At 64.4% G+C, this 23,190-nt stretch carries 15 protein-coding genes; 8 read left to right on the forward strand and 7 right to left on the reverse strand.

Annotation, left to right across the window (positions count from 1 at the left end; all coding sequences use genetic code 11):
* Nucleotides 1-101: 101 nt before the first annotated feature.
* The gene (locus tag FHW85_RS13920) at nucleotides 102-1,265 is read left to right on the forward strand and encodes a sialidase family protein (protein ID WP_246866760.1); all 1,164 of its coding nucleotides are present in this window, start codon (nucleotides 102-104) and stop codon (nucleotides 1,263-1,265) included.
* A 113-nt stretch (nucleotides 1,266-1,378) separates the two neighbouring features.
* Here the strand turns inward: FHW85_RS13920 and FHW85_RS13925 are convergent, their stop codons facing one another.
* Nucleotides 1,379-3,628 (reverse strand): CBM35 domain-containing protein, encoded by a 2,250-nt coding sequence (locus FHW85_RS13925; protein WP_168648631.1) that lies wholly within the window; start codon nucleotides 3,626-3,628, stop codon nucleotides 1,379-1,381.
* A gap of 373 nt (nucleotides 3,629-4,001) precedes the next feature.
* Between FHW85_RS13925 and FHW85_RS13930 the strand changes: the two genes are divergently transcribed.
* Both FHW85_RS13930 and FHW85_RS13935 read left to right on the forward strand, forming a co-directional pair.
* Nucleotides 4,002-6,431, forward strand: coding sequence for a glycoside hydrolase N-terminal domain-containing protein (locus FHW85_RS13930; RefSeq protein ID WP_246866761.1), 2,430 nt, complete (start codon nucleotides 4,002-4,004; stop codon nucleotides 6,429-6,431).
* Between the two features lie 260 nt (nucleotides 6,432-6,691).
* Nucleotides 6,692-9,571, forward strand: a complete 2,880-nt coding sequence (locus tag FHW85_RS13935) for a TonB-dependent receptor (RefSeq protein WP_168648632.1) — start codon at nucleotides 6,692-6,694, stop codon at nucleotides 9,569-9,571.
* A gap of 77 nt (nucleotides 9,572-9,648) precedes the next feature.
* Here FHW85_RS13935 and FHW85_RS13940 read toward each other — a convergent pair whose 3' ends face one another.
* Together FHW85_RS13940 and FHW85_RS13945 are read right to left on the reverse strand one after the other, a co-directional pair.
* Nucleotides 9,649-10,425: a FadR/GntR family transcriptional regulator gene (locus FHW85_RS13940; RefSeq protein ID WP_168648633.1), complete on the reverse strand. Its 777-nt coding sequence runs from the start codon at nucleotides 10,423-10,425 to the stop codon at nucleotides 9,649-9,651.
* Between the two features lie 90 nt (nucleotides 10,426-10,515).
* Nucleotides 10,516-11,274, reverse strand: a complete 759-nt coding sequence (locus FHW85_RS13945) for a FadR/GntR family transcriptional regulator (protein ID WP_168648634.1) — start codon at nucleotides 11,272-11,274, stop codon at nucleotides 10,516-10,518.
* A gap of 150 nt (nucleotides 11,275-11,424) precedes the next feature.
* Between FHW85_RS13945 and FHW85_RS13950 the strand changes: the two genes are divergently transcribed.
* Both FHW85_RS13950 and FHW85_RS13955 read left to right on the forward strand, forming a co-directional pair.
* Nucleotides 11,425-12,342, forward strand: coding sequence for an aldose 1-epimerase (locus tag FHW85_RS13950; protein WP_168648635.1), 918 nt, complete (start codon nucleotides 11,425-11,427; stop codon nucleotides 12,340-12,342).
* A gap of 11 nt (nucleotides 12,343-12,353) precedes the next feature.
* Nucleotides 12,354-13,166: an SDR family oxidoreductase gene (locus FHW85_RS13955; RefSeq protein ID WP_168648636.1), complete on the forward strand. Its 813-nt coding sequence runs from the start codon at nucleotides 12,354-12,356 to the stop codon at nucleotides 13,164-13,166.
* Nucleotides 13,167-13,178: 12 nt separating this feature from the next.
* Here the strand turns inward: FHW85_RS13955 and FHW85_RS13960 are convergent, their stop codons facing one another.
* On the reverse strand, nucleotides 13,179-14,612 hold the full coding sequence (locus FHW85_RS13960) for a sugar porter family MFS transporter (protein ID WP_168648637.1): 1,434 nt from the start codon (nucleotides 14,610-14,612) through the stop codon (nucleotides 13,179-13,181).
* A gap of 156 nt (nucleotides 14,613-14,768) precedes the next feature.
* Here FHW85_RS13960 and FHW85_RS13965 point away from each other — a divergent pair, with 156 nt between their 5' ends.
* Nucleotides 14,769-17,012 (forward strand): alpha-galactosidase, encoded by a 2,244-nt coding sequence (locus FHW85_RS13965; RefSeq protein ID WP_246866762.1) that lies wholly within the window; start codon nucleotides 14,769-14,771, stop codon nucleotides 17,010-17,012.
* Nucleotides 17,013-17,084: 72 nt separating this feature from the next.
* Here FHW85_RS13965 and FHW85_RS13970 read toward each other — a convergent pair whose 3' ends face one another.
* Complete coding sequence (locus tag FHW85_RS13970) at nucleotides 17,085-18,626, reverse strand: discoidin domain-containing protein (protein WP_210427803.1); 1,542 nt, start codon at nucleotides 18,624-18,626, stop codon at nucleotides 17,085-17,087.
* A gap of 311 nt (nucleotides 18,627-18,937) precedes the next feature.
* On the opposite strand from FHW85_RS13970, the gene FHW85_RS13975 reads away from it, so the two are divergent.
* Entirely contained in the window at nucleotides 18,938-19,852 is a 915-nt protein-coding gene (locus tag FHW85_RS13975; protein ID WP_168648639.1) for a nuclear transport factor 2 family protein, read from the forward strand.
* Between the two features lie 51 nt (nucleotides 19,853-19,903).
* On the opposite strand, the gene FHW85_RS13980 is transcribed toward FHW85_RS13975, so the two are convergent.
* Nucleotides 19,904-20,452, reverse strand: a complete 549-nt coding sequence (locus tag FHW85_RS13980) for a hypothetical protein (RefSeq protein WP_243868237.1) — start codon at nucleotides 20,450-20,452, stop codon at nucleotides 19,904-19,906.
* A gap of 500 nt (nucleotides 20,453-20,952) precedes the next feature.
* Nucleotides 20,953-21,561, reverse strand: a complete 609-nt coding sequence (locus tag FHW85_RS13985; RefSeq protein WP_168648640.1) for an ABATE domain-containing protein — start codon at nucleotides 21,559-21,561, stop codon at nucleotides 20,953-20,955.
* 93 nt (nucleotides 21,562-21,654) lie between these two features.
* Here FHW85_RS13985 and FHW85_RS13990 point away from each other — a divergent pair, with 93 nt between their 5' ends.
* Entirely contained in the window at nucleotides 21,655-22,977 is a 1,323-nt protein-coding gene (locus FHW85_RS13990) for a glycoside hydrolase family 2 (protein ID WP_246866763.1), read from the forward strand.
* Nucleotides 22,978-23,190: the final 213 nt, after the last annotated feature.

The raw sequence follows: 23,190 nt of genomic DNA on the forward strand, positions 1-23,190 counted from the left end.
GACGATATGCTGGAGCGCGATTCGTTTCGCGTGCACGGGCTGGTTCGCACCGACGTGCTGTCGTTCCATGCCGCTTGTCGCGCCCAGGCTTTTCCCGCGGCATGGGCCCCGGCGGCGAAAGCGCCGCAAGCGTGATGCGCTCCGGCCCGGGAGCATGCGAAACTCGATGTTCTGTGCATGCCCGAATCGAGCTACTGATGGAAAGCAAGCGCGTTGTACGAGCCGGCTTGGCCTTGACCTGCATCGTGGCCTTGCTGCTCGCGGGAGCTGCGCCGGCGGCATGCGCCGACGCGCCTGCAGCCATTCGCAAGATCGAATTCGCCGGGGCCGGCCAGGCGGCGCCGCAAAGCCATGCGGCGACCATCGTGGAGACACCCGCCGGACTGATCGCCGCATGGTTCGGCGGCAAGCAGGAGCGCGACCCGGGCGTAGGCATCTGGATGGCGCGGCAGCGAGCCGGGCGATGGTCCGCGCCGGCTGAAGTCGCCGATGGCGTGCAGGCGGATGGAACGCGCCTTCCAAGCTGGAATCCGGTGCTGTTCCGCAGCAGCACCGGCACGCTGATGCTGTTCTACAAGGTGGGGCCCGACCCGCAGCACTGGTGGGGCATGCTCAAGACTTCCCGTGACGACGGCATGCACTGGTCGGGGCCACGCCGGCTTCCCGAAGGCGTGCTGGGGCCGATCAAGAACAAGCCGGTGCAACTGACCGACGGCACCATCGTCAGCCCGTCCAGTACGGAGGGCGATCATTGGACTGTGCATTTCGAGCGCTCCACCGACGACGGCGCCACCTGGCGCATCGTCACGCCCCCGATGGGCACGCAACCCATCGAAGCGATCCAGCCGGCGCTGCTGGTACATCGCGGCGGCGAGCTGCAGGCCATCGGGCGCAGCAAGCAGGACAGGATCTTCAGCACCCGGTCCCGCGACGGCGGCCGCAGCTGGTCGCCGATGCGCCTGCTGGACTTGCCCAATCCCAACTCGGGTGTGGACGCGGTGGTTCTCGCCGACGGGCGCTCGCTGATTGTCTACAACCCTACCTTGCACGGCGCGCAGTGGTGGGATGGCCGCGGCCAGCTGTCGGTGGCGGTTTCCGATGACGGCGAGCATTGGCGCAAGCTGCTCGACCTGGAAAACACGCCGGGCGCCGAGTTCTCCTATCCGGCGGTCATTCAAACCGCCGATGGGCTGGTTCATATCGTCTATACCTGGAAGCGGCAGCGGATCAGGCATGTCGTGATCGATCCGCGGAAACTCGATTGAGGCGGATTCATTCCGGCCCCGCCGGATAATCGAAGATGCGCCAGGCACGCGCGGCGAGGGCCTGCGCCATAGCGCCTGCCCTCGCCCATGGTCATGCGGTCCGCGATCAGCGATCAGCGCGGGCACATGCGGCTCACCGCGGCATCCGATAAACCGGCGCCGATCAGCGGAGCCACCACGATGCGGTCGAGATCCGGACCGTAGCCGGTGGGATTGCCCAGCTGGATGGTGTTGGTTCCGGCCTTCAACGCCACCCGAAGCAGCGTCGGCCGCGGGTCGTCGAACGTGCTTCCATCCACGGTCAATGAAACCGGCGCGGCGTTATTGACCGTAACCGTCAGCCCGCGCGGCCCGTTGGTCGCATAATCGATTTCCAGCTGGTAATTCCCTGTCGCGGGAACGGTGACGTTCGAGAACGTCACCGTATTGGCCGGTCCATGGCCGACATTGCCGGCCTTGGACAAGCCCGACGCATAATTGCTGAAACCCGCGGTGACCGTTCCGCCCAGGCTGGCCTGCTCGGCTTCGTACGTGCTTGCCTGCGGCGGCACGGCGTCGCCGGCTCCGCTGATGACGATGCGGTCCAGGTCGGGCGCATAGCTGGTGGGGTTGCCGAACTGGATGCTGTTGTATCCCGCCTTCAGGCAAACCGGCAGCGTGGTGCTGGAGGGAATGGAAAAACTGCCGCCGCCGGAGTTGAGCGTCTGATAGGCGCCGCCATTGACCGTATACAGATAGGAGCGCAGGGCGAAGGTCATCGAATCGACCTGCATCAGGTAAACGCCTGCCTTGCGCACATAGACATTCTGGAACGTCACCGTGTTGTTCGTGCCCAGGCCCAGACCACCGACCTTTTTACCGTTGGAGCAGCCGGAACAATCGGCCACGGACGCACTGCCCGCGAGCGTGGCCGATGTGGCCGCGTAACTGGTGGAAGGCGTGGGCGGCGCATGGCCGACCCGCGCCGAGACTTTCAGCAACCGCACGCCATGTCCGTCCAGCACGGTGGAAAATGCGCCCGCGGGTGCGCCAAGCTCGGCCCTGGCCCACAGGTCGCGCACCTGCCGCACGCCATCGAGCCCGATTTGCCGCCACGGCAAGGTGACCACCGCCGGCGTCGCATTCATATTGAACAAAGCGACGTAATAGTTGCCATCGCCGAGATCGGAAATCCATACGGGCAGGTCGCCGCCGAGCACCTGCGTGGCCGGCTTGCCGGACTGGTCGACGGCGAGCACTTCATCCGCCGTGGCCAGCTGCTTGCCGAACGCATCGATCCGGGTCAGGTCGCCGCCGAGATAGATCGGCGCATTGGCCATGGCCCACAAGGTCATGGCAGAGCGCTTTTCGGCATGCGACAGGCCATCGAGTTCGCCATCGCCGATATCGAGCGAGTCCAGGTCGTTCCAGCCCAGCGCGGGGCCGCCCGCATGCTGCCAGCCGGGCAGATCGCGGAAGCGCTTGTAGATGCGCGACCAGTCCGTCAGCGTGGCGCAGCGGCTTTCGCACTCCACGTCGTCGTCGATGCGGCGTGCGTTGGAAAACTGCTGCCATACGCCGAGGTAATCCTGGTCGATTTCCCAGGAAACCGTCAGCCACATGGGGCGGCCGCTGTTCGCAATCGCCTTGGACCAGGCGGCGACATCGGCGCGGTTGTCGATATGCAGATCGTCGCTGTACGAGCCTGGCGTCACCGCATCGAGCTTGATGAAATCGACGCCCCACGAAGCGAACAGCGCAACCACGGAATCGATATAGGCCTGCGCGCCGGGCTTGGTGAAATCGATCTTGTAATGGTAAGGCGAGGTGCCGGGGCCGCCGAAGGCATTGCCGGCGGTGTATGGCACCGTGAGGATGTCCTGGATGTGATAAGGCGTGCCGAGAATGGGAGCGTTGGCCGTGACCGCGGGCTCCTCGACACCGGGTATCCAGTAAATGCCGGCTTTCTGCCCGTTCTGGTGGATATGGTCGATCAGCGCCTTGATGTCGGGAAACAAGACGGGATCGGGAGTGGGCCTGCCGTTCGCATCGAAGCCGCCATGCCAGCCCGAATCCATATTGATGTAGTTGTAGCCATGCGCCTGCAGCCCCGAGCTGAGCAATGCGTCGGATTGGATGACGACATTGGCCTGGGTAAGAAAATTGGGGTCGAGCGTCTGCTGGCTGAAACTGCTCCAGCCGAGATAGGGGCGCTGCGCCACGCCGTTGACTTGCGCGCCGACGCCGGCCGCCATGGCAAACATGCCCAATGCAATCGCACTGCGCGACCACAGCGACAGCAGGCCGCGTCCCTGCTGGCGATCTGCCGTTGTTGCCTGGCCGGATCGCGAATGCTTCGTGCCGTTGGAGACAAAGGTATTCATGAACTGGCGACGCTCCCTTCATGGGTTAGAGGACAGCCGCGCCTGACGGGCAGGCGCAAGCCATGCCCGGGCGGACAGTTAGGTGTACTCATGGATAGAAGGCGCGCCGGCAGCTCGCCTTCCAGGCATGCCCTGCACTCTCTGGAGCCGATCAACAGCCAAGCACCACCGATGAGGGCTGACGGATGGCGGCGCCGTCATCGGTGCAAACGCTGAAACAAGCCGCAAAGCCCTGGATCCGGGCAATTGTCATATAATATAACCTATGCCCGCTTCGCCGCCGGCGTCAAGGGCGGATGAGTGAAATACGGGCCGTCATCGCAAACCCGATGACGCGGGGACGGATGACCAGAGACATGGGACGCGATCACTCATGACCATCGAGCTCGACATCGATCCGCAGCAGCCCGCCCCAGAGCAGGCGGCTCGCCGGCGTTTCCTGAAGATGACCGGCACGATGGCCACGCTGCTGTCCCTGTTGAGCGCGCCGGGCATGGCCACCGCGGTGAGTTCGGCGGGCAAGCCACGGCGCATGCGCACGCCTTCGCTTCATGGCCCCACGCTGTGGTACGGCGCTCCCGCGTCCGAACAGAACGTCATTCAGGAGGGAACTCCGATCGGCAATGGGCGCATGGGCGCGCTCGTCGGCGGCGACCCGGCACGGGACTTCCTGTACCTCACCGACAGCTCCATGTGGCTGGGCGGATCGAACGGCACGCTCGATGCGGAGGGGCAATTCCCCTACGAGGCGGAGAATTTCGGCAGCTTCACCATGCTGTCCAAGCTCGTTATCGAAGTGCGCGATCACGGACTGTCAGGCATTGGCGACTACCGGCGCGAACTGGATCTCGCCAATGGCTATCTGCGGATTTCGTACCGCAAGGACGGCATCCGCTATCTGCGCGAGATATTTGCCAGCCATCCGGACGACGTCATCGCCGTGCGCCTCTCGCAAAGCGGTGGCGGCACCTGGTCGGGCGCCATCCACCTGCAGGGCACGCATGGTGAAGCCATGCAGTTGTCGCCGGAGACGGCAAGCAGCCATTTCAGCGGCACGCTCCGCAACGGCCTGGCTTATGCCGCTAGCGTCAAAGCTATCGCCTCGTCCGGTTCGGTATCGGCTGAAAACGGCGCCCTGCATTTTGCCGGCTGCGATGCGTTGACCATCCTGTATTGCGGAGGCACCAATTACACGCCGGATGCCGCGAAAGGCTATCTCGACAGCTCGATCGACTGCCTGGCGTGGGTGAGGCAGAACATCGAGGCGGCAGGTTCGCAGACGGCGGATGCTCTTCTGCACAGGCACATTGCCGACTATGCCGCCCTGTACGGCACCATGCAGGTCGACCTCGGCGCATCGACGCCAGCTCAGCGCGCATCGGACACCTGGACGCGGCTGCAGGCACGCGCGAAACCTGGCGCCGCTCCGGACCCCGAACTGGAAGCGGCGTACCTGCAATTCGGCCGCTATCTGACCATCGCAGGCTCGCGCGACCGCTTGCCCACCAGCCTGCAGGGGCTATGGCTGAGCGACAACGCGCCCGAATGGATGAGCGACTATCACAACGACATCAATATCCAGATGAACTACTGGCTGCCCGATCGCGCCGGCCTGCCCGGCTGCTTCGATGCGCTGGCGAACTATTGCCTGTCGCAGTACGAATCGTGGAGTGCGATAACCCGGCAGCACTTCAACGATCCGCGCAACGGCTTCCGCAATAGCTCGGGCAAGCTGGCCGGGTGGACGGTGGCCATATCCACCAATATTTTCGGCGGTAACGGCTGGTGGTGGCATCCGGCCGGCAGCGCCTGGCTGTGCAACAGCCTGTGGCAGCACTATCAATACACGCTGCAGCGGGATTATCTGGTCCGCATCTATCCCTTGCTCAAAGGCGCATGTGAGTTCTGGGAGGCACGCCTGCTCACCGTGCGCATCCCCGATCCCGCCACCGGGAAAGAGCGCGAGGTATTGATCGACGACTGCGACTGGTCGCCGGAGCATGGGCCAAAGGATGCAAAAGGCATCAGCTATGCCCAGGAACTGGTCTGGGATCTGTTCGCCAGCTATCGGGAAGCCGCCGCCATTCTCGACAGGGATGCGCGGTACAGCGCAGTGATCGGCGACTTGCAGGCAAAGCTCTATCTGCCCGAGGTCAGCAGCGAGAATGGCTGGCTGGAAGAATGGATGTCGCCGCATAGTCTCGGCGAACCCGGGCATCGCCACCTTTCGCCGCTGGTCGGTTTCTTTCCTGGCGATCGCATCACCGTGGACGAGAGTCCGCCCGCCTTGATCGAGGGAGTGACCCGCCTGCTCGATGCGCGCGGCATGACCAGCTACGGCTGGGCCTGCGCCTGGCGCGCCATCTGCTGGGCGCGCCTGAAAGATGCCGAACGCGCATATCAGCTGGTGATCGACAATCTGGCGCCGTGGCAGATCCGCGGGAACGGCACAGCGATGAACCTGTTCGACATCTACCAGCTGGCGCCGCACAAGAACATTTTTCAGATCGACGCGAATTTCGGCACGCCAACGGCGATGCTCGAAATGCTGCTGTATTCCCGCCCTGGCAGGATCGAGTTGCTGCCTGCCCTGCCCCGTGCATGGTCGGCAGCGGGCGAAGTCACCGGCATCGGTGCACGCCATGGATTCGTCGTGGACATGCGCTGGAAAGATGGCGCCGTCACTCACGCCACGGTGCGCAGCGTCGGGGGCACACGGACGCAGCTGAAAATCGGCACGCGCGTCCGCGAGATTTCGCTGCACGCCGGCGAGTCGATCAGCGTGACACCGGATTCGCCCTGAACTCATCGCGCAAGCAATGCTGCATCGCAGCTTGATCTCGCGGCGCGCCTGCCGGAGAGTCGCCATAAATCTTATTGTAAGATAATAAGATTCTGGGGCCGGATTTTTACGCACGAAACCGATCGATCGATAACCGGTGTGCACGTCGCTGCCCCCGTTTTGAGCAATGCCGCGGTCATGGCGGCGCGCCCTGCATCACGCGCAATCAGGCTCGGCAAACCACTCGCTCCAGCAACTCATCTACTTATTGGGGATAGGGAATGCAGCGACACATCCTGACCAGCTCGATCCATCAAGCCTTGTTCGCCCTTTCCGGCATCGCCTGCCTGGCCACCGCATTCGCGGTTCATGCGCAAGACGCCGCACCTCCTGCCGGCACCGCGGCGCCCGCACCGGCGCAGGCCCAGCAAGGCACGGATGCCGCCCCCGCGGACGGCAAGAAGAGCGTCACCCAGCTCGGCACGGTCAGCGTCACCGGCCAGCTCGCCGCGATCCGCCGCGCCCAGGCTATCAAGCAGGATGCGGTCAATGTCGTCGACTCCATCTCGGCGGAGGAAACCGGCAAGTTCCCCGATCCCAACGTGGCCGACGCGCTGCAGCGCGTGCCCGGCGTATCGGTCAATCGCAGCGGCGGCGAATCCAGCCAGATCGCCGTGCGCGGCTTCGGCCCCGAGTTCGTGGCGGTGACGATCAACAACCGCCCGATGGCCACCGCCTCCGGTTCGCGCGCCTTCAATTTCGACGTGCTGCCTTCGGAAATCATCAGCGTCGCCCAGGTCAACAAGACCTCGTCGGCGGATATTCCGGAGCTGGACATCGGCGGCGTGGTCAATATCCAGACCGCACGCCCGCTGGATTTCCACGGTTTCCATGGCGCCTGGAGCGCCGCTGGCGTCAACAGCAACCTGACCGGCGACTGGGAGGGCAAGACCACGCCCAAGGCGTCGGGCGTGTTCGGCTGGACCAATGCCGACCACACCTTCGGCTGGGTCGCCTCGGCCACGTACTACAAGCGCAAGGACACCCAGCTCAATACCCAGGCCAGCTCCTGGTACGTCAATCAGGACATCTCCACATCGACCGGGGCCAACGACACCCACGTCGCGGTGCCGGAAACGCTGGCCAGCAACGTCATCGACGAAACGCGCACGCGCAAGGGCCTCAGCGGCGCCATCGACTGGAAGCCGATCGACCAGCTGACGGTGCAGTTCGACACGCTGTATTCCAGCTACAAGGTCGACCCGCTGGAGCACGAGTTCGGCGAGTACGGCAACACGGGCGACATCAAGTCGATCACCACCGACGGCAACGGCACCGCGCTCAATTTCGTGCGCAACAGCTCCGGCCCGAACGTCATGGCGAACGACTACGTCATGTCGTACAACCCGAGCTACGAAAAGAGCACGCAGAACGGCCTCAATCTCGGTTTCGATTTTGACGAGTCGACCAAGCTCAGTCTCGATATCTCCAATTCCAAGGCCTGGAACAAGCAAAGCCCGAATGGCTACTTCCTGGTGATCGGCACCAAGAATTTCGGCACCAATCCGACCTGGACCAACAACGGCGACAGCCAGCCGCCGACGTATTCGAACATTCTTTCCACCACCAACATGGGCACCTTGAGCGCCCACTGCTGCAATGCGGGCGCGGGAAACAACGTCACCAACCAGGTCAATAACTACGAGCTCAAGCTGAGCAAGAGCTTCAAGGACGGCGTGCTCTCCCAGCTGGAGTTCGGCGGCCAGGTCACCAACAATTCGGTGAAGTCGATCAGCTGGGGCACGCCGAACGGCATCCTGTGCAATGCCTATTGCGGTTATGTCGTCAACGTTCCGGCCGATGCGGTGGGCGCTTATATCTATACGGCGCCCGACAAGATCCATGGCGTTTCCTCGCCGGGCATGCCGGCGCAGTGGATCCAGTACGACCCGCGCGCCTATCTGGCCTGGCTCGCCACGCCGGCGGCCTACAACCAGATCACCGACCCCGCCAAGCGCGCCGCCCTGCTGGCCGGCCTGGCCGCCAATGGCGGCACCTTCAATGCCGCCCCCAATCCGGGCAGCTACAACAAGGTGACCGAGAACGCGAAGTCGTTCTTCGCCAAGGCGGTGTTCGAAGGCTCGATGTGGGAGAAGCCCTGGGCGCTGGATGTCGGCGTGCGCTACCTCGACATCAATTCCACTTCGACGGCAGTCAACCAGCCGCCGATCAGCTATTACGTGGACCCGAACGACACCAGCAACGGCCAGGTCACCTACGGGCCGCTGGCGCCGCAGTCGGCCAAGGGCGGCTATCACAAGTGGCTGCCGTCGCTGAACTTCAAGCTCAGCCTGCTCGACAACCTGGTCTACCGCTTCTCCGCCTCCAAGACGCTGACCCCGCCCGAGCTCAGCAATCTTTACTACAACAAGAGCTTCGGCACGCGGCCGAACTCGCTGACCATCTCGCAAGGCAACCCGCAGCTCCAGCCCTACACCTCGCGCAACTTCGACATGGGCCTGGAGTGGTATATCGATGACGCCAGCTATATCGCGCTGGAAGGCTTCTACAAGAAGGTCAGCAACTTCAGCACGCTGGTGAGCACGCCGGTGCCGTACCTGACCAACCAGAATACGGGACAGCCCTTTATCTGGTCGCTCACCCAGCCGATCAACCTGAATTCGTCGAACATCTACGGCGAAGAGCTCACCGTCAATTACCAGTTCACCCACGTATTGCCGGATCCGTTCGACGGCCTGGGCGTGGCTTTCAACTACACCCACGTTTCCAGCAGCACCTCGCTGAGTCCGGGTGTGATCGCGACTTCGGGCAGGTTCGCCGTGCCCGGCATCGGCAATTCGGCCAACTTCAGTACGTATTATGAAAAGGGCCCCGTGCAGGTGCGCCTGGCCTACAACTGGCGCGGCTCGTATCTGGAGAGCATCTCCTATGGTTCGGGCGCGCAGCCGGCGACCCGCACCTCGTATGGCCAGCTGGACCTGAGCGCGAGCTATGAACTCAACAAGCATCTGTCGGTGTTCCTGTCGGGCACCAACCTGACCCATCAGCACCTTTACGACTACTCGGTCTATTCGAACCGGTTCCTCTATGCCGAAGCGGATGGCACGGTGTACACGGTGGGTGTGCGCGGCACGTTCTGACCTGCCGCTCCGAGTATCTGCACGACGAAAACGCCAGCGCGATGCTGGCGTTTTCTTTTATGGGTCTTGCCAGTGACTTATCGAGCGCGCTTCGCAGCGGCGCCAGGGTGCTTGCCGCGCGCCTTCTTCTGCGCGTCGACCTCGTGCGCAATCAGCGAGCCGGCCTCCGCGATAATGGCTTTCATCGCCGCGCTGGCGCGCGCTTCGTCGCGGTCCTTGATGGCGTCGAATACACGCCGGTGCGCCGGAATACTGGCCGTGTGCCCCTTGATGCGATTGGTGACGCGGATGGATATTTTCAGCGCCGTGGTAATCAACTCGTCCAGCTGCGCATAGAACGGATTGTCCGTCGCGTACAGCACGGCCACATGGAAGGCGACGTCGGCCTCCAGGTGGTCGTCCTTGCCCTGCCCCGCATCCACCATGCGCTGCAATCCCTGCTCGATGGCTTTCAAGGCAGCCGGCGTGGCATGCCTGGCCGCGAGCGCGGCAGCCTCCGGCTCCAGGCCCAGGCGCATTTCGGTGAAATGGCGCAGCAGATCGTGCGAAAACTTTTTCTCGAGCATCCAGCGCAGGACGTCCGGATCGAGCAGGCTCCAGCGCTCCGGCGGCTGCGCGGTAATGCCGCTGCGCGGCCTGGCCTGCAGCATGCCCTTGGCGGTGAGCATTTTCACCGCTTCGCGCGTAACGCTGCGGCTGGTCTGGAACAGCTGCGAGATCTCGGCTTCCGTGGGGAAGCTGCCGGCGTCGAATTTCCCGGCCACGATCGCCTGCCCCAATTGCTCCAGCACCTGCTCCGTCAGGGTAAGGCGGCGGCCGCGGCGCGAGCGATCGAACTTCGTGCTGATCTCCATGCCGGCGAGGCTAGCAACGCGAATAGCGCTTTACAATGAGGGCGATATGAAAACCCGGCCGCCGGGATCATCGGCCGCGCGGCTCCTGCATCAGCCGCGGGCCGAACTGGCCTTCTGCATATTGGTGCGCGATTCCTCGACCATGGCCAGCATCGCGCGGCGGGCCGCATCGGGCTCGCTGCGGCGGATCGCATCCAGCACTTCGCCGTGCAGCGGCAGTGCGTCCTTGAAGTTCCTGGCGGTGCGCGCGGACAGCGCGAAGAACGTGGCGAGCGCGCTCTCGATCACCGAGAACAGCGACACCATCAGCTCATTATTGGTGGCGCTCAGCACTGCCTCATGGAAGGCCAGGTCGGCATCCGTCCACTCATCCAGGTCGATGGCCGCTTCCATCGCCGCATAGGCTTGCTCGATGGACTGCAACTGCTCGTACGTGCGGTATTTCGCGGCGGCGGCAGCGGCCGACGGTTCGATCACCTCGCGCATATCGGCCAGCTTGCGCACGAAGTCCTCGGTCGGCATCAATTCGCAGCGCCAGGCCAGGATGTCGGCATCGAGCTGATGCCAGGCGCGCGCATCGCGCACGCGGGTGCCGACCTTGGGCCGCGATTCCACCAGCCCTTTCGCGGACAGTACTTTCATTCCCTCGCGCAGCGCGGTGCGGCTTACCCGCAGCTCTTCCGCCAGCAGTTCCTCGCGCGGCAGCAGCTCACCCGGTTTGATGCCGCCTTCGATAATGCGCCGGCCGAGTTCGTGGACTACATGGCCATACAGGCTGCGCGAGGAAGTAATGGAGGCCGAGGGGCGGCGCAGCGGGATCCGCGGGGACGGAGCGGAACGTTTGGTCATGGGGCGTGCGCCTCTGCGCGGCTGTCGAGCTAATTGTCACACAAGAAACTTTATCGCAAAGCCTCCAATGCGTGGAACTTGATTTAATAATCATACAAAATAACCAACGCACTGGCGACTCACACGCCAGCCGCCGCATAGAGACACGACATGATCGAATTGAACGGCACGGCGCTGGCGGCAGGTATCTGCCCATCGTTCGGCGGCGGCATGGCTTATCTGGACGCATGCATGGCCGGCAGCAGGATTCCGCTGCTGCGCCCGCTGCGGCCGCCCACCATGCCGGCGACGCCGTTCGAGCCGAACCGCCTGGCCTGCTATCCACTGGTGCCGTGGAGCAACCGCATCGATCACGGCGGTTTCGAGATGGAAGGCGTGCGCATCGCGCTGCCGCGTAACCGCGATGACGATGCCTGGCCGATCCATGGCACCGGCTGGCAGCGTGCGTGGCGGATCGAACGGCAGACGACGGAAGACATGCTGCTTGCACTGGAAGACGCGACACCAGGCGCCTATGCCTACGAAGCGCAGCAGCGCTATACGCTGCGCGGCGACACTCTCCGCGTGGCGCTGGCCGTGCGCAACACCGGCGGGGCGGCATTGCCGTTCGGACTGGGTCTGCATCCGTTCTTCCTGCATCACGGCGACGTGCGCCTGCGCGCCGCGGCGACTCAGGTCTGGCTCAACGATGGCCATTCGCCCATCCCGACCGAACGCGCGGCGGTGCCGCCCGCCTGGGATTTCCGCGACAGCCGCGAGTTGCCGCCAGCGGAACTCAACCATTGCTTCGTCGGCTGGGATGGCGATGGGACGATCGAATGGCCAGGGCTGGGCCTGGCGCTGGACATCGCTGCCGACGTGGATGCCTTCATTCTCTACACGCCGGCAGCTGCCGGCTTCTTTTGTTTCGAGCCGGTAGACCATGCCATCGACGCCGTGCATCGCCCGGGTGGCGCATTCGCCAACGGCATGACACGGTTGGCGCCAGGCGAACGGCTGGCTCGGCATTTCGCCTTCCGCGTGCGCCCGCTGGCCGCCGCTGCCACGCCGTTGCCCTTGATGCCATGAGGCCGCCATCCATGAACGCCACCGCCCACGATTTCACCGCGACCGGCGTGCCGCGCCTGCACGGCAAGCGTGCCCTGATCACCGGCGCGGGCAGCGGCATCGGCAGCGCCATTGCCGAGCTGTTCGCGCGCGAAGGCGCGGATCTCGCCCTGCTGGACCTCACCGCCGCCCCCGCCCGGGCGGTTGGCGAGCAGTTGGCGCAGGCCACCGGGCGCCACGTGATCGCGGTGGGCGCGGACGTCGCTTCATCAGAACAAGTGGACGCCGCGTTCGCCCGGGCGCTCGACGCCTTGGGCGGACTGGACATCCTGATCAACTGCGCCGGCGTGAATGTCTTCGGCGATCCTTTGCACACCACCGAACAGGACTGGCGCCGCTGCCTCGATACCAACCTCGCGGGTGCGTGGCACTGCATTCGCGCGGCACTGCCGTCGATGCTCGCAGCAGGCTATGGACATATCGTCAATATCGCTTCCGTTCACGGACACAAGATCATCCCAGGCGCCTTCCCCTACCCCGTCGCCAAGCACGGCTTGATCGGGCTGACCCGTTCACTGGGCATCGAGTACGCCGCGCGCGGCATCCGCGTGAACTCGATTTCGCCGGGCCTGATCATGACGCCCGCGGCCGAGCGCTATTTCCAGTCCTGCGCCGATCCGGAAGCGGAGCGCCGCCGCCAGGCCGAACTGCTGCCGTGCAAGCGCATCGGCCGGCCGGAGGAGGTCGCGTACGCGGCGCTGTTCCTTGCCGGCGACGAAGCCCGCTTCATCAACGCCACCGACCTGCTGATCGATGGCGGACGCAGCCAGATCTATCACGACTGAGCGTGCACCCGCTCAGTCGCCGCGCCCCGTCAATCGCGTCTCCATCGCCTCCAGCGCCACGCCGGAGGTTTCCGGCACGCGCCGCAGAATAAATACGAAGCCGGCCGCGCAGATCAGCCCATAGGTCCAGAAACTGCCCGCGGCCCCAAGGCGCGCATTGAGCCAGGGAAAGGTGTAGGTCAGCACGAAACAGGCCGTCCACAGCGAGAACACGCCCAGCGAGACGGCTTGTGCGCGGATGCGGTCCGGGAAGATCTCAGCCAGCAGGACCCAGGTCACCGGCGCCAGCGTGGTCGCATACACAGCGATCGCCGCGAGCACGAGCAGCAGCACCGGCAAGCCCATCACATGCGCGGCGTAGGTGCCGCCGATCAGCGCGTAGATCACCGCCAGCGCGCCCGCGCCAACCAGCATCAGCCGGCGGCGTCCCCAACTGTCGACCAGCTGCAAGGCAAGCACGGTGAACACCAGGTTCACCGCGCCGGTAGCGACGATGGATTTCAGCGCATCGTTCACGTCGAAGCCGGCCGACGCGAAAATATCCTGCGCATAGTTGAAGATCACATTGATGCCGCACCATTGCTGGAACACCGCCAGCACCACGCCGATCGCCAGGATCGGCCGCAGTTCCGGCGCCCACAGCGAGGCACGGCCGCCACCCACCTTGCGATGATCGTGTGCCGCGCGAATCGCAGCCAGCACGTCGCGTGCGTAATCCGCACCACCGATGCGCTCCAGCACCGATGCGGCCTGCGCGTCGCGGCCGCGGCGGCTCAGCCAGCGCGGCGATTCGGGGATGGTCAGCGCGAGCAGCAGGAACAGCACCGCGGGCACGCCGCCGGACAGGAACATCCAGCGCCAGCCGTGCTGCACGTTCCACGACTGCAGCAGCGCCGCGGCATCCATCTGCGGCGGTACCGGGCGCGCGATCCACAGATTCACCATCTGCGCGAGCAGCACGCCGATCACGATGGTCAGCTGATTGACCGCCACCAGGCGGCCGCGGCTCGCCGCCGGACTCACTTCGGCGATGTACATCGGCGACAGCCCCGAGGCCAGGCCGATGCCCATGCCGCCGACGATGCGGAACGCTGCGAACGCGAATGCACTGTTCGCCATGGCGGCGCCGATCGCGCTGGCCACGAACAGGATCGAGGCCACGATCAAGGCAGGACGCCGGCCATGGCGGTCGGCCAGCATGCCCGCGCACATCGCGCCGGCAATGCAGCCGACCAGGGCCGAACTCATCAGCCATCCCGACATCGCCGGATCGTGCACGCCGAAGTAAGCCTCGTAGAACGGCTTGGCGCCACCGATCACCACCCAGTCGTAGCCGAACAGCAGGCCGCCGAGCGCCGCCACCAGGCAGATCAGCCACAGATAGCGGGTGGGTGCGGCGATGGCGTGCTCGGGCTGCGCTCCCGGCGTCGAGAAATCACTATGCATGAGGCATCGCTTCCGCGGATGAGGCGCGCGGTAAATTGTCATACAAGTAGACGGGATGCAAATGCACTCCAGGGCTTGCGTGCTGCGGAGTGCCTTGAGAATTATCATACAATATGCTTGCATCCCGCTTCGACTCGAATCGGGGAACGGCGAGTGATGCGACATTCCATGGGCAAGGCGTACAGCGTGGCGCTGGTGCTGGGTTTGCTGTTCGGCGCAGCCGCACCCGCTGCGGCAAAGGCGGCAAACACCGCGCCGACGATCCGTTACGACGCCGCACATAAGCTGTTCCGCATTGACGCGGCACAAGTCACCTACGCCTTCGGCGTCGACCCCGACGGCATGCTGCAGACGGTCTACTGGGGCTCGCGGCTCGCCGCCAACGATCCACTGGTTCCGGCCCGCGTTTCTCCTGGCCATGCTTCGTTCGATTCACCCGGCAGCACCTCGCCGCAGGAATACGCCGGCTGGGGCGGACGCATCACCATCCAGCCGGATCTCAAGGCGCATTTCGCCGATGGCAACCGCGACCTGGTGTTGCACTACGCCGGCCATCGCATCGATGGCGACGCACTGGAAGTGGAGTTGCGCGATATCCGCCTCGACGTATCGGTGACACTGCGCTACACCGCCGATCCAGCCACGGGCATCATCGGCCGCTCCGCACGCATCGAGAACCATACCGCGCAAGCCATGACCGTCGACGAGGCATCGGCAGCGAGCTGGAACCTGCCCGCCGGCGACAACTATTCGCTGCGCTACCTCACCGGCGCCTGGGCGCGCGAGTGGCGCCTGCAGACCCGCGCGATCGTGCCGGGCGCCATCGAGATCGGCAGCCGCCGCGGCAGCACGGGCGACCAGAACAACCCGTGGTTCGCCATCGAGCGCGGCGGGCAGTGGAACGAAGAGCATGGCGAGGTATGGTTCGGCGCCCTCGGCTGGAGCGGCTCCTGGCGCATGCGCATCGACCAGGACGTGCTGCACCAGGTGCGTATCACCGGCGGCTTCAATCCGTTCGACTTCGCTTATCGACTGGCGCCCGGGCAATCACTGCAGACGCCGGTGTTCTACGCCGGCCATACGGCTGACGGTATCGGCGAAGCGTCGCGGCTCATGCACCGCTTCGAGATCGATTCGGTACTGCCCGCACGCGCCGACACCAAGCTGCGGCCGGTGCTTTACAACTCCTGGGAAGCCACCGAGTTCAAGGTCGACGAAGCCGGCCAGGAAAAACTGGCCGAGGCCGCGGCCAAACTCGGCGTGGAACGCTTCGTGATCGACGACGGCTGGTTCGGCGCGCGCAACAGCGACCATGCCGGCCTGGGCGACTGGACCGTCAACCGCGACAAGTTTCCGCATGGCCTCACGCCGCTGATCGGCAAGGTGCACGGCCTGGGCATGAGCTTCGGCCTGTGGGTGGAGCCGGAGATGGTCAACCCCGACAGCGATCTGTATCGCGCGCATCCGGACTGGGCCCTGCATTTCGACGGCCGCCCGCGCAGCGAAGGCCGCAACCAGCTCGTGCTCAACCTGGCGCGCAAGGACGTGGCCGACTACGTCTACGGCGTGCTCGATCGCCTGCTGTCGGAAAACGATATCCAGTTCCTCAAATGGGATTACAACCGCAACTGGACCGAGCCGGGCTGGCCGGAAGTGGCGCCCGAGGAGCAGCAGAAGGTCTATGTCGCCTTCGTCGACAACCTGTACGACATCATCCGCCGCCTGCGCGCGCGGCACCCCGGCGTGGAAATCGAATCCTGCTCCGGCGGCGGTGCGCGCGTGGACCTGGGCATCATGGGCCTGACCGACGAGGTGTGGCCGTCGGACAACACCGACCCATCCGACCGCCTGTCGATCCAGGACGGGTTTACCTACGCCTATGCACCCGGCGTGATGATGGCCTGGGTCACCGGCTCGCCGAATTGGGTGAACCAGCGCAGCAGCTCGCTGGACTTCCGCTTCCTGTCATCGATGCAGGGCGGATTGGGCATCGGCGCGAATATCCTCGAATGGACGCCGGAAGAAAACGCCACCGCGCAGCGCTACGTGGCCGAATACAAGCGTATCCGCGCCACCGTGCAGCGCGGCCTGCTGTACCGCCTGCTGTCGCCGCGCGACGACTCGCCGCGCTCGGCCACCGCGTCGGTGGCGGCCGACGGCCGCCAAGCCGTGCTGTTCGCATTCCAGCGGCAAGGCCATGAAGCGGAGGCCTACCCTGCCCTGCGCCTGCGCGGGCTGGATCCGAAGGCGCGCTATCGCTATCGCCTGATCCATGGCGAAACCGTGGAAGGCACGCCGGCCGAAGCCAGCGGCGCGTATTGGATGAACCAGGGTATCGAGCTGAAAATCCGCGGCGATCTGCAAGCGGCGGGCGTGGTGTTCGAACGCGTGGGGGCTTGATGGCCGGAAGCAGGCTGGCCCTGCACTCAACGCGCCGGCCCGCATCGCACGGGCCGGCGCTTATTCAGCGGATCAATGCTCGATCAGGCTGAGGCTGGTGCGGTAATACGAATCGCTGGTGTATGGCGACTTGCGTCCGATCCCCAGCGACACCGACACATTCTGTCCCGCCGTCAGATTGCTTAGCGGGAAATAATGCGTGGCGATAATCCCGCCCGGGCACCAGTTGCGCGGATTGCTGCTGGTGTTGTTCTGGAAGATGCCCGGATTGCCATCGGGGCTGTACTGCGCCAGATCCGAGCAGTTCACCGCGGTATTGAGGCTGCCGACCTGGGTGCCGTTGACGGAAACGGTGACCGTGGTGTTCGAGTATTCCTCGCCGCCGCTGGACGAGCCGTAAGCGCCGATCACCAGGGCCACGTCGCCGCTCTTGTGCGCGACGCTCTGCGTGGTGGTGCTGGCATTGACCTGGTTCGTGGTCTGGTTGGAGCCGGACAGCATGGTGTCGATATGGCGGTCCAGCACCGTCTGCACCTGCGACGACACCAGGTCCAGCGAATAGGTGAAGCCCACCGCCTTGAAATCCGTGCTCAGCCCGCTGTGCGAATCGCAGGGGTCGCCGCCATACGGATTGGAGCCGCTGCCGATGCCCACCCAGATATCGCGGTCCGGATCCGACATGGCATCGGCATACGAAGACAGGTCGCCATCGTTATAGACATAGGTGGCCTTGGTGCCGCGCCAGTAATCGCTGAAGGGCGTGATGAAATCCTGCAGGGTGATCCGCGGCGTGGTGGCGACCGGCGCCTGGCCCTTGGGCATGCTGATATAGAACACGGTGCCGATGCGGTCGTAGTTGTCGCACTGCGCGTGATAGGTCACCCGCGCGCGCAGGTCGTCGCCGATCAGTGCCTTCTCCGTATCGCTCAGCTTGCGCGCGAATTCGGTGCCGCGGTTCCACATCAATACGCCGGATGGCGGCGTATAGCCGGCCGGGTCGGTGCTGGTGTAGATGCCGTACATCGGAATGCGATCGAACACCGCGATCGATCCGCCCGGTTGCGTGCCATTGCCGTTGACCTGGAATTCGTAGATGCGCGCGGCCGTATCGGTGGTCTGCGTCGGCGTGGTGATATTGAGCCTGGCGTAGCGCGCGGTGGATGGCGTGATCGTATGCGTACTGGTATTGGCGGTGTTGTTGCTCACCGTGACCACCGTGAACCAGTTCTGGCCATCCTGCGACAGCTGGATATTGAAGGCCTTGGTGTTGTAAGTACTCGATTCGCCGCCGGCCCCCGCATGGGCGATGGTGAAGCTGTCGACGGTAACCAGCGCACCCAGATCCAGCTGCAGCCAGCGGCTGGAGGCCTGCGTGCAGAACTTGTCGTAGTTGCCGAGGTTGGTGCTGCCGTTCACCGCGCGCTGCGGACCTTCGGTACTGCCGCACGGAGTCGAGCCCGTGGCCAGATGATTGAGCGCGAGATTGACATCGGCGGCTGAGGCCGAGGATGCGGACGATACCCAGAGCATGGCGGCGGCTACCGCCAGCAGGCTATAGCGATATGGCGGGCGCCGGTGCGTGGCGCTTTGCTTGGAGCGACGGACTTCAGGCATGCGATTGACGACCATCTCGATTTCCCTCGATGCGGGTGCCGACAGCGCGGCACGATCATTCCCCTGAGCTGCGCCCGCTCCGCGGGCGACCTGACGACATGCAATCAAGAGCTGCGCCGATCACGCCCGCGTGGGCGTGACCGGTCATGCGTACCGCTACTTTTTTCCCTGCCGGGCCGCCGATGTGCAAAGCCGCTGGCGCCGTGAATGTTCACTCGCGAACGGATAGTTCATATTTACTTGGATCGAGGCAAGTTGCGCTGCGATAGGAGAATTTCCTATTTGTCGGACGATGTAAGGCACGTGCCGTCATGGCCGCCAAAATTTATTTGGCCATCCGCGAAAAAGATTCGACTTACCCGGGCGCCGTGGCGAACGCAGACTGCCCCGCATTGCCACGGAGCCTCTTTATGCAGTCCCTTGTCTCGCTTTTTATCTGGGCGGCAGTCGCCAGCTCTTCCGCCGCTGCGGTTTCGAATCCATCCGCTGATGAAGCCGCGATCCGCGGCGCCGTCGACGATTATTTCCGCGCCAATGACCAGAGACGTCCGGATCTGCTTTATCAGGCGTTCCAACCCAGCCTGGTGATGTACAGCGTTAAGCCGGACGGCTCGTTGACCGGGCTGGATCTGGCGCGATGGGCGGCGAGGCTTGCCGAGGCTTCATCGGTGAAGCCCGCGCAGAAGCGCAGCATCGAATGGCTTGAAGTACATGGCGACGCCGCGAGCGCGGAGACGCTGAGCGTTTTTGAAGACCATCAGTTCCGCGACTTTCTATCCCTGCTCAAAGTGCAGGGCCGCTGGCGCATCGTGGGAAAGGTTTATGCAAGCGAGCCCGCCGGCACCGCCGCGACTGAAAATCCACCTGACGTCCAGGCCGTGCGTGCGCTGATCGAAGCCCAGTTCCAGGCCATGGATCGCCAGGACGGCCAGCGCCTCGCGCCGCTGTACGACCCTCGCGCACTGAGCTACTCCGTCACCCGCGGCGAGCTGGTCGCGGTGGCCATCGGCGAATGGGTGGGCCGCTTCGACGAAGCGGCGGCACGCAAGGAGTTTCCGCAAGGCGCAGTGCGGACGATCGACCGTGTGGTCGTGCGCGGCCATGTGGCGTGGGCGCGATTCAGCCATCGCATGGGCAAGCGCGTGGTGGTGGACAACGCGCTCTTCGCCAGGGTGCATGGAAAATGGCAGGCGGTGAACCTGACCTACGTCGTAACCACGCAGTAATCCGGCGCTGAAGGCGCGCCATGCACAGGCATGGCGCGCCAACCATCAGGCTTACTTCTGATCGGCCCCGAACTTCGCGCTCACGCCGCCGTTGAACGGCGTCGGATCGCTGGTGACCAGGCAGTTGTAATCCTTGCCCTGATTGAGCACCAGGATCGAGGACTTCGCGCCCTTGAAGTCCGTGCCCATGGAGTACAGCACATAGGTATCGGGCAACGCCGTGGGACGGAACGCGCCGAACGCGTACTGCCCTTCGATGCCCAGCGGCGCCAGCTTGATGGTGAGCATCACCGGCTTGGTGGCCACCGGCGACGGCAGCATCGACGAAGCACTCATGATCAGCGACTGCGGGTCGACCGAGTAGCGCGTGGTGACGGTAATGCCCAGATAGCGGGAGTTGGGCGACGAGACCTGCTTGCGGCAGGCGGCGATATCTTCCGGCTTCGTATCGGTCTGTCCGTTCTGCAGGGTCGCGAAGACGTGCGTCAGCTTGACCTTGGCCGTGCCGGTGACCGGCGCCGCGAAAGCAGCACCCGCAGCAGCCAGCGACAGCGCGCCGCAAGCCAGCAGATAAGCGAGGCGATTATGTTTAATGCGCATATGGGCTATTTCCTTGTTGTTGAACTGCTGTTATCGGCTCTATTTCGATGATATTCGAGCGATCGCAGGCCCAGTGCACCGACCGTCTCATTTGCCCGCCTGCCGGGTTTTGCGGAAAGCAGGCAGTCGCAGCCGATCGGACTTTTCTCCGATCGCCGCAAAAGCACGATGAAAACACGCCAGCGCAGAGCCAGAGTCAGAGTCAGGCCAGCCAATGGAAATACCAGATGGGCGCCGGACGATCCGGCGGCCATGATGCAATGCAGAAAATGGCCGATCCTGGCCGATGAAAATAAGTTCCTGGATTCCCCGAAAAGCGGCGGCGACGCTATCATGCAAGTATGTGCAAATAGCGTGAATAATCGAGCGGGAGATAAAACCCCATCCCGAAATAGTCGAATCGCGAAAAGCCTCTTATATGGTCGACCCGATAACCAGGGTGGCGTGCCGGTCAAAATCGCAAAACTTCTCGATACACCGGCGTGGCGAATCGCGCCCGGCTAGCTCCGGCGATACCGCCCCATCTTGAATTCCGTGCCGCAGGTTTCCATCGCACACCAGCGCCTGCGCTGGTTCTTGCTGGTATCGAAGAACAGCCAGCCGCAGGTGGCGGTGTTATCGCAACGACGCAGCTGTGCCACCGACGGCCCGTTGAGCAGATCCAAGGCATCCAGCGCGATCCGCTGCAGCGGCAGCAGCACGTCGCGGGCATCGCTGCGCCAATGCATCCTGCCGTCGGCGCCGAGCACCTGATTGGCCCAGGCGCGATGCAGCCAGCGGTCGACGCCCTGCACTGCCTCGTCCGCCGGCACCACGCCATCGATCCGCGCCGCCAGCAGCGCATGCAGGTGATCGCGCAGCGGCCGCAGCTTGCGCATCAAGGCAGCGCGCGGCCCGGCGCCCGCAGGCGCGGCGATGTTCTCTCCGGGGCGAATGGCGCCGGCACGCCGGCACCATTCGATAAAGCGCTCGGGATCGGCGATGTAATCCTCGGCCGGTACGGCGTAGCGGTCGTGGATGGTATTGACGAAGTCCAGGCACAGACGCCCTCCGTCCAGCCGGACGGTGGCCACCGGACGTGGTTGCGGAATGCTGTTTTCGATCGGCATGGAGCGCTGCTGTCTCTGGCGGCAAGAACTTGACGTTACCGTCAAAGTTAGTTTAGACAGTAGCCCGCCGTGGAATCAATCCGGAGAGTGCAGATGGGCAGCGCAACCGCGTCCAACGAGTCCGCCACCGCTCGTGGAGCGTCCGGTACGCTGCGCCGCGTGCTGGCGATCTGGATCGTCATGGCCAGCCTGCTCGCACTGATCGGCACCACGGCGGTCATCGCCATCGGCGGCCGGGCCGACCCTGCCGAGGTGCGCGCCGCCTCGCCATTGCTCGGCGGCCCATGGCGATTCCATCTGGGCGACGATCCCCGCTGGGCTGGTGCCGGCGTCGACGACAGCGCCTGGGAAACCATGGATCTCAGCGCGCCGGCAAGCAGCATCGATGGCGACGTCGGCCTGCCCAACTACGTGCGCGGCTGGATGGCGCACGGCCACCCCGGCTATCAAGGCTATGCCTGGTATCGGCGCACGGTGGCGGTGCCGGCGGGCGATCGCGCCTGGGATATCGTCGGCCCCACTCTCGTCGAGGATGGCTACGAGCTGTACTGGAACGGCAAGCTGCTGGGCGGATCGGGACGGATCGACGCATCGCCCAGGGTGGTCGGCACACGGCCGCTGATCTTCGCGCTACCCGCCGACGCCGCCGGCACCCGGGGCGTGCTCGCCATCCGCACCTTCATGCAACCGGGCAACGACGCCAGCGCCGAAAGCGGCGGCATCCACGTCGCGCCGACGCTGGCGCCGCGTCCCGAGAGCTACGCGCTGTACCGTGCGGAATGGTGGCGCAGCATTGCCGGCTACATCGTCGAAGCGGTCGAACCGCTGGCGATGTTCGCGCTGATCGGCCTGGCGCTGGCGATCCGCAAGCGCAGCAGCCATCCGGCTTTCATCGTATTCGCCTGCATCGCGCTCGCGCTTTCCGGAGTGAAGCGCCTCGACAACGCGATCGTCTCGTGGACCGACCTGATGAGCCTGCCCACTTACGCATGGCTGTCCAAGGTGCTGTGGACGCCACTCAGCCTCGCCGCCTGGGCGCTGGCCTGGAACCGCTGGAACGCACGCGCGTCGCGCGCCATCGATGGCGCGATCCTGCTGCTCACCCTCCTGGGCATCGCGGGCGCACTGATGAAACTCGCTCCGATGACGCAGATCTTCCGGCTCGGCGTACTCGCCCTGTTCGCGGTGATCGCCGTGCGCATGATCCGCCATGGTCCCATGCGCAGCCTGGCCATCGCCACGCTCGCCGCCATCCTCGTCTCGCAATACGCGGGCGAACTGGGCTCGCTCGGCGTGCCCACCATCTGGTTCCCGTTCGGCATCGGTGTGACGCTGACGCAGTACATCTATGCCATCGCCATACCGTTGCTGGCCGTACTGATCGTGTGGACCACGCCATCGACCAAGGCACGATGACCCAGGCCATACGGCCACGCCATAGCCACCATTTCTTGCGAATGGCGCTTCCCATCGCTTGAAGGCGCTTCACCCGCCGATCACGCCCCAACTCACGTCCGCGCGCTTTGCCGCGTACTGAAAAGGTTTACTTCGCGCGCTGTCACGCCGCTGTTGCTGGAAAGTCACCAGGTGCCGCCAACCTGCGCTGCTTTTCATCCAACAACCAGGAGT

It is taken from the genome of Dyella sp. SG609 (assembly GCF_012275375.1).
Lineage (GTDB): Bacteria > Pseudomonadota > Gammaproteobacteria > Xanthomonadales > Rhodanobacteraceae > Dyella_D > Dyella_D marensis.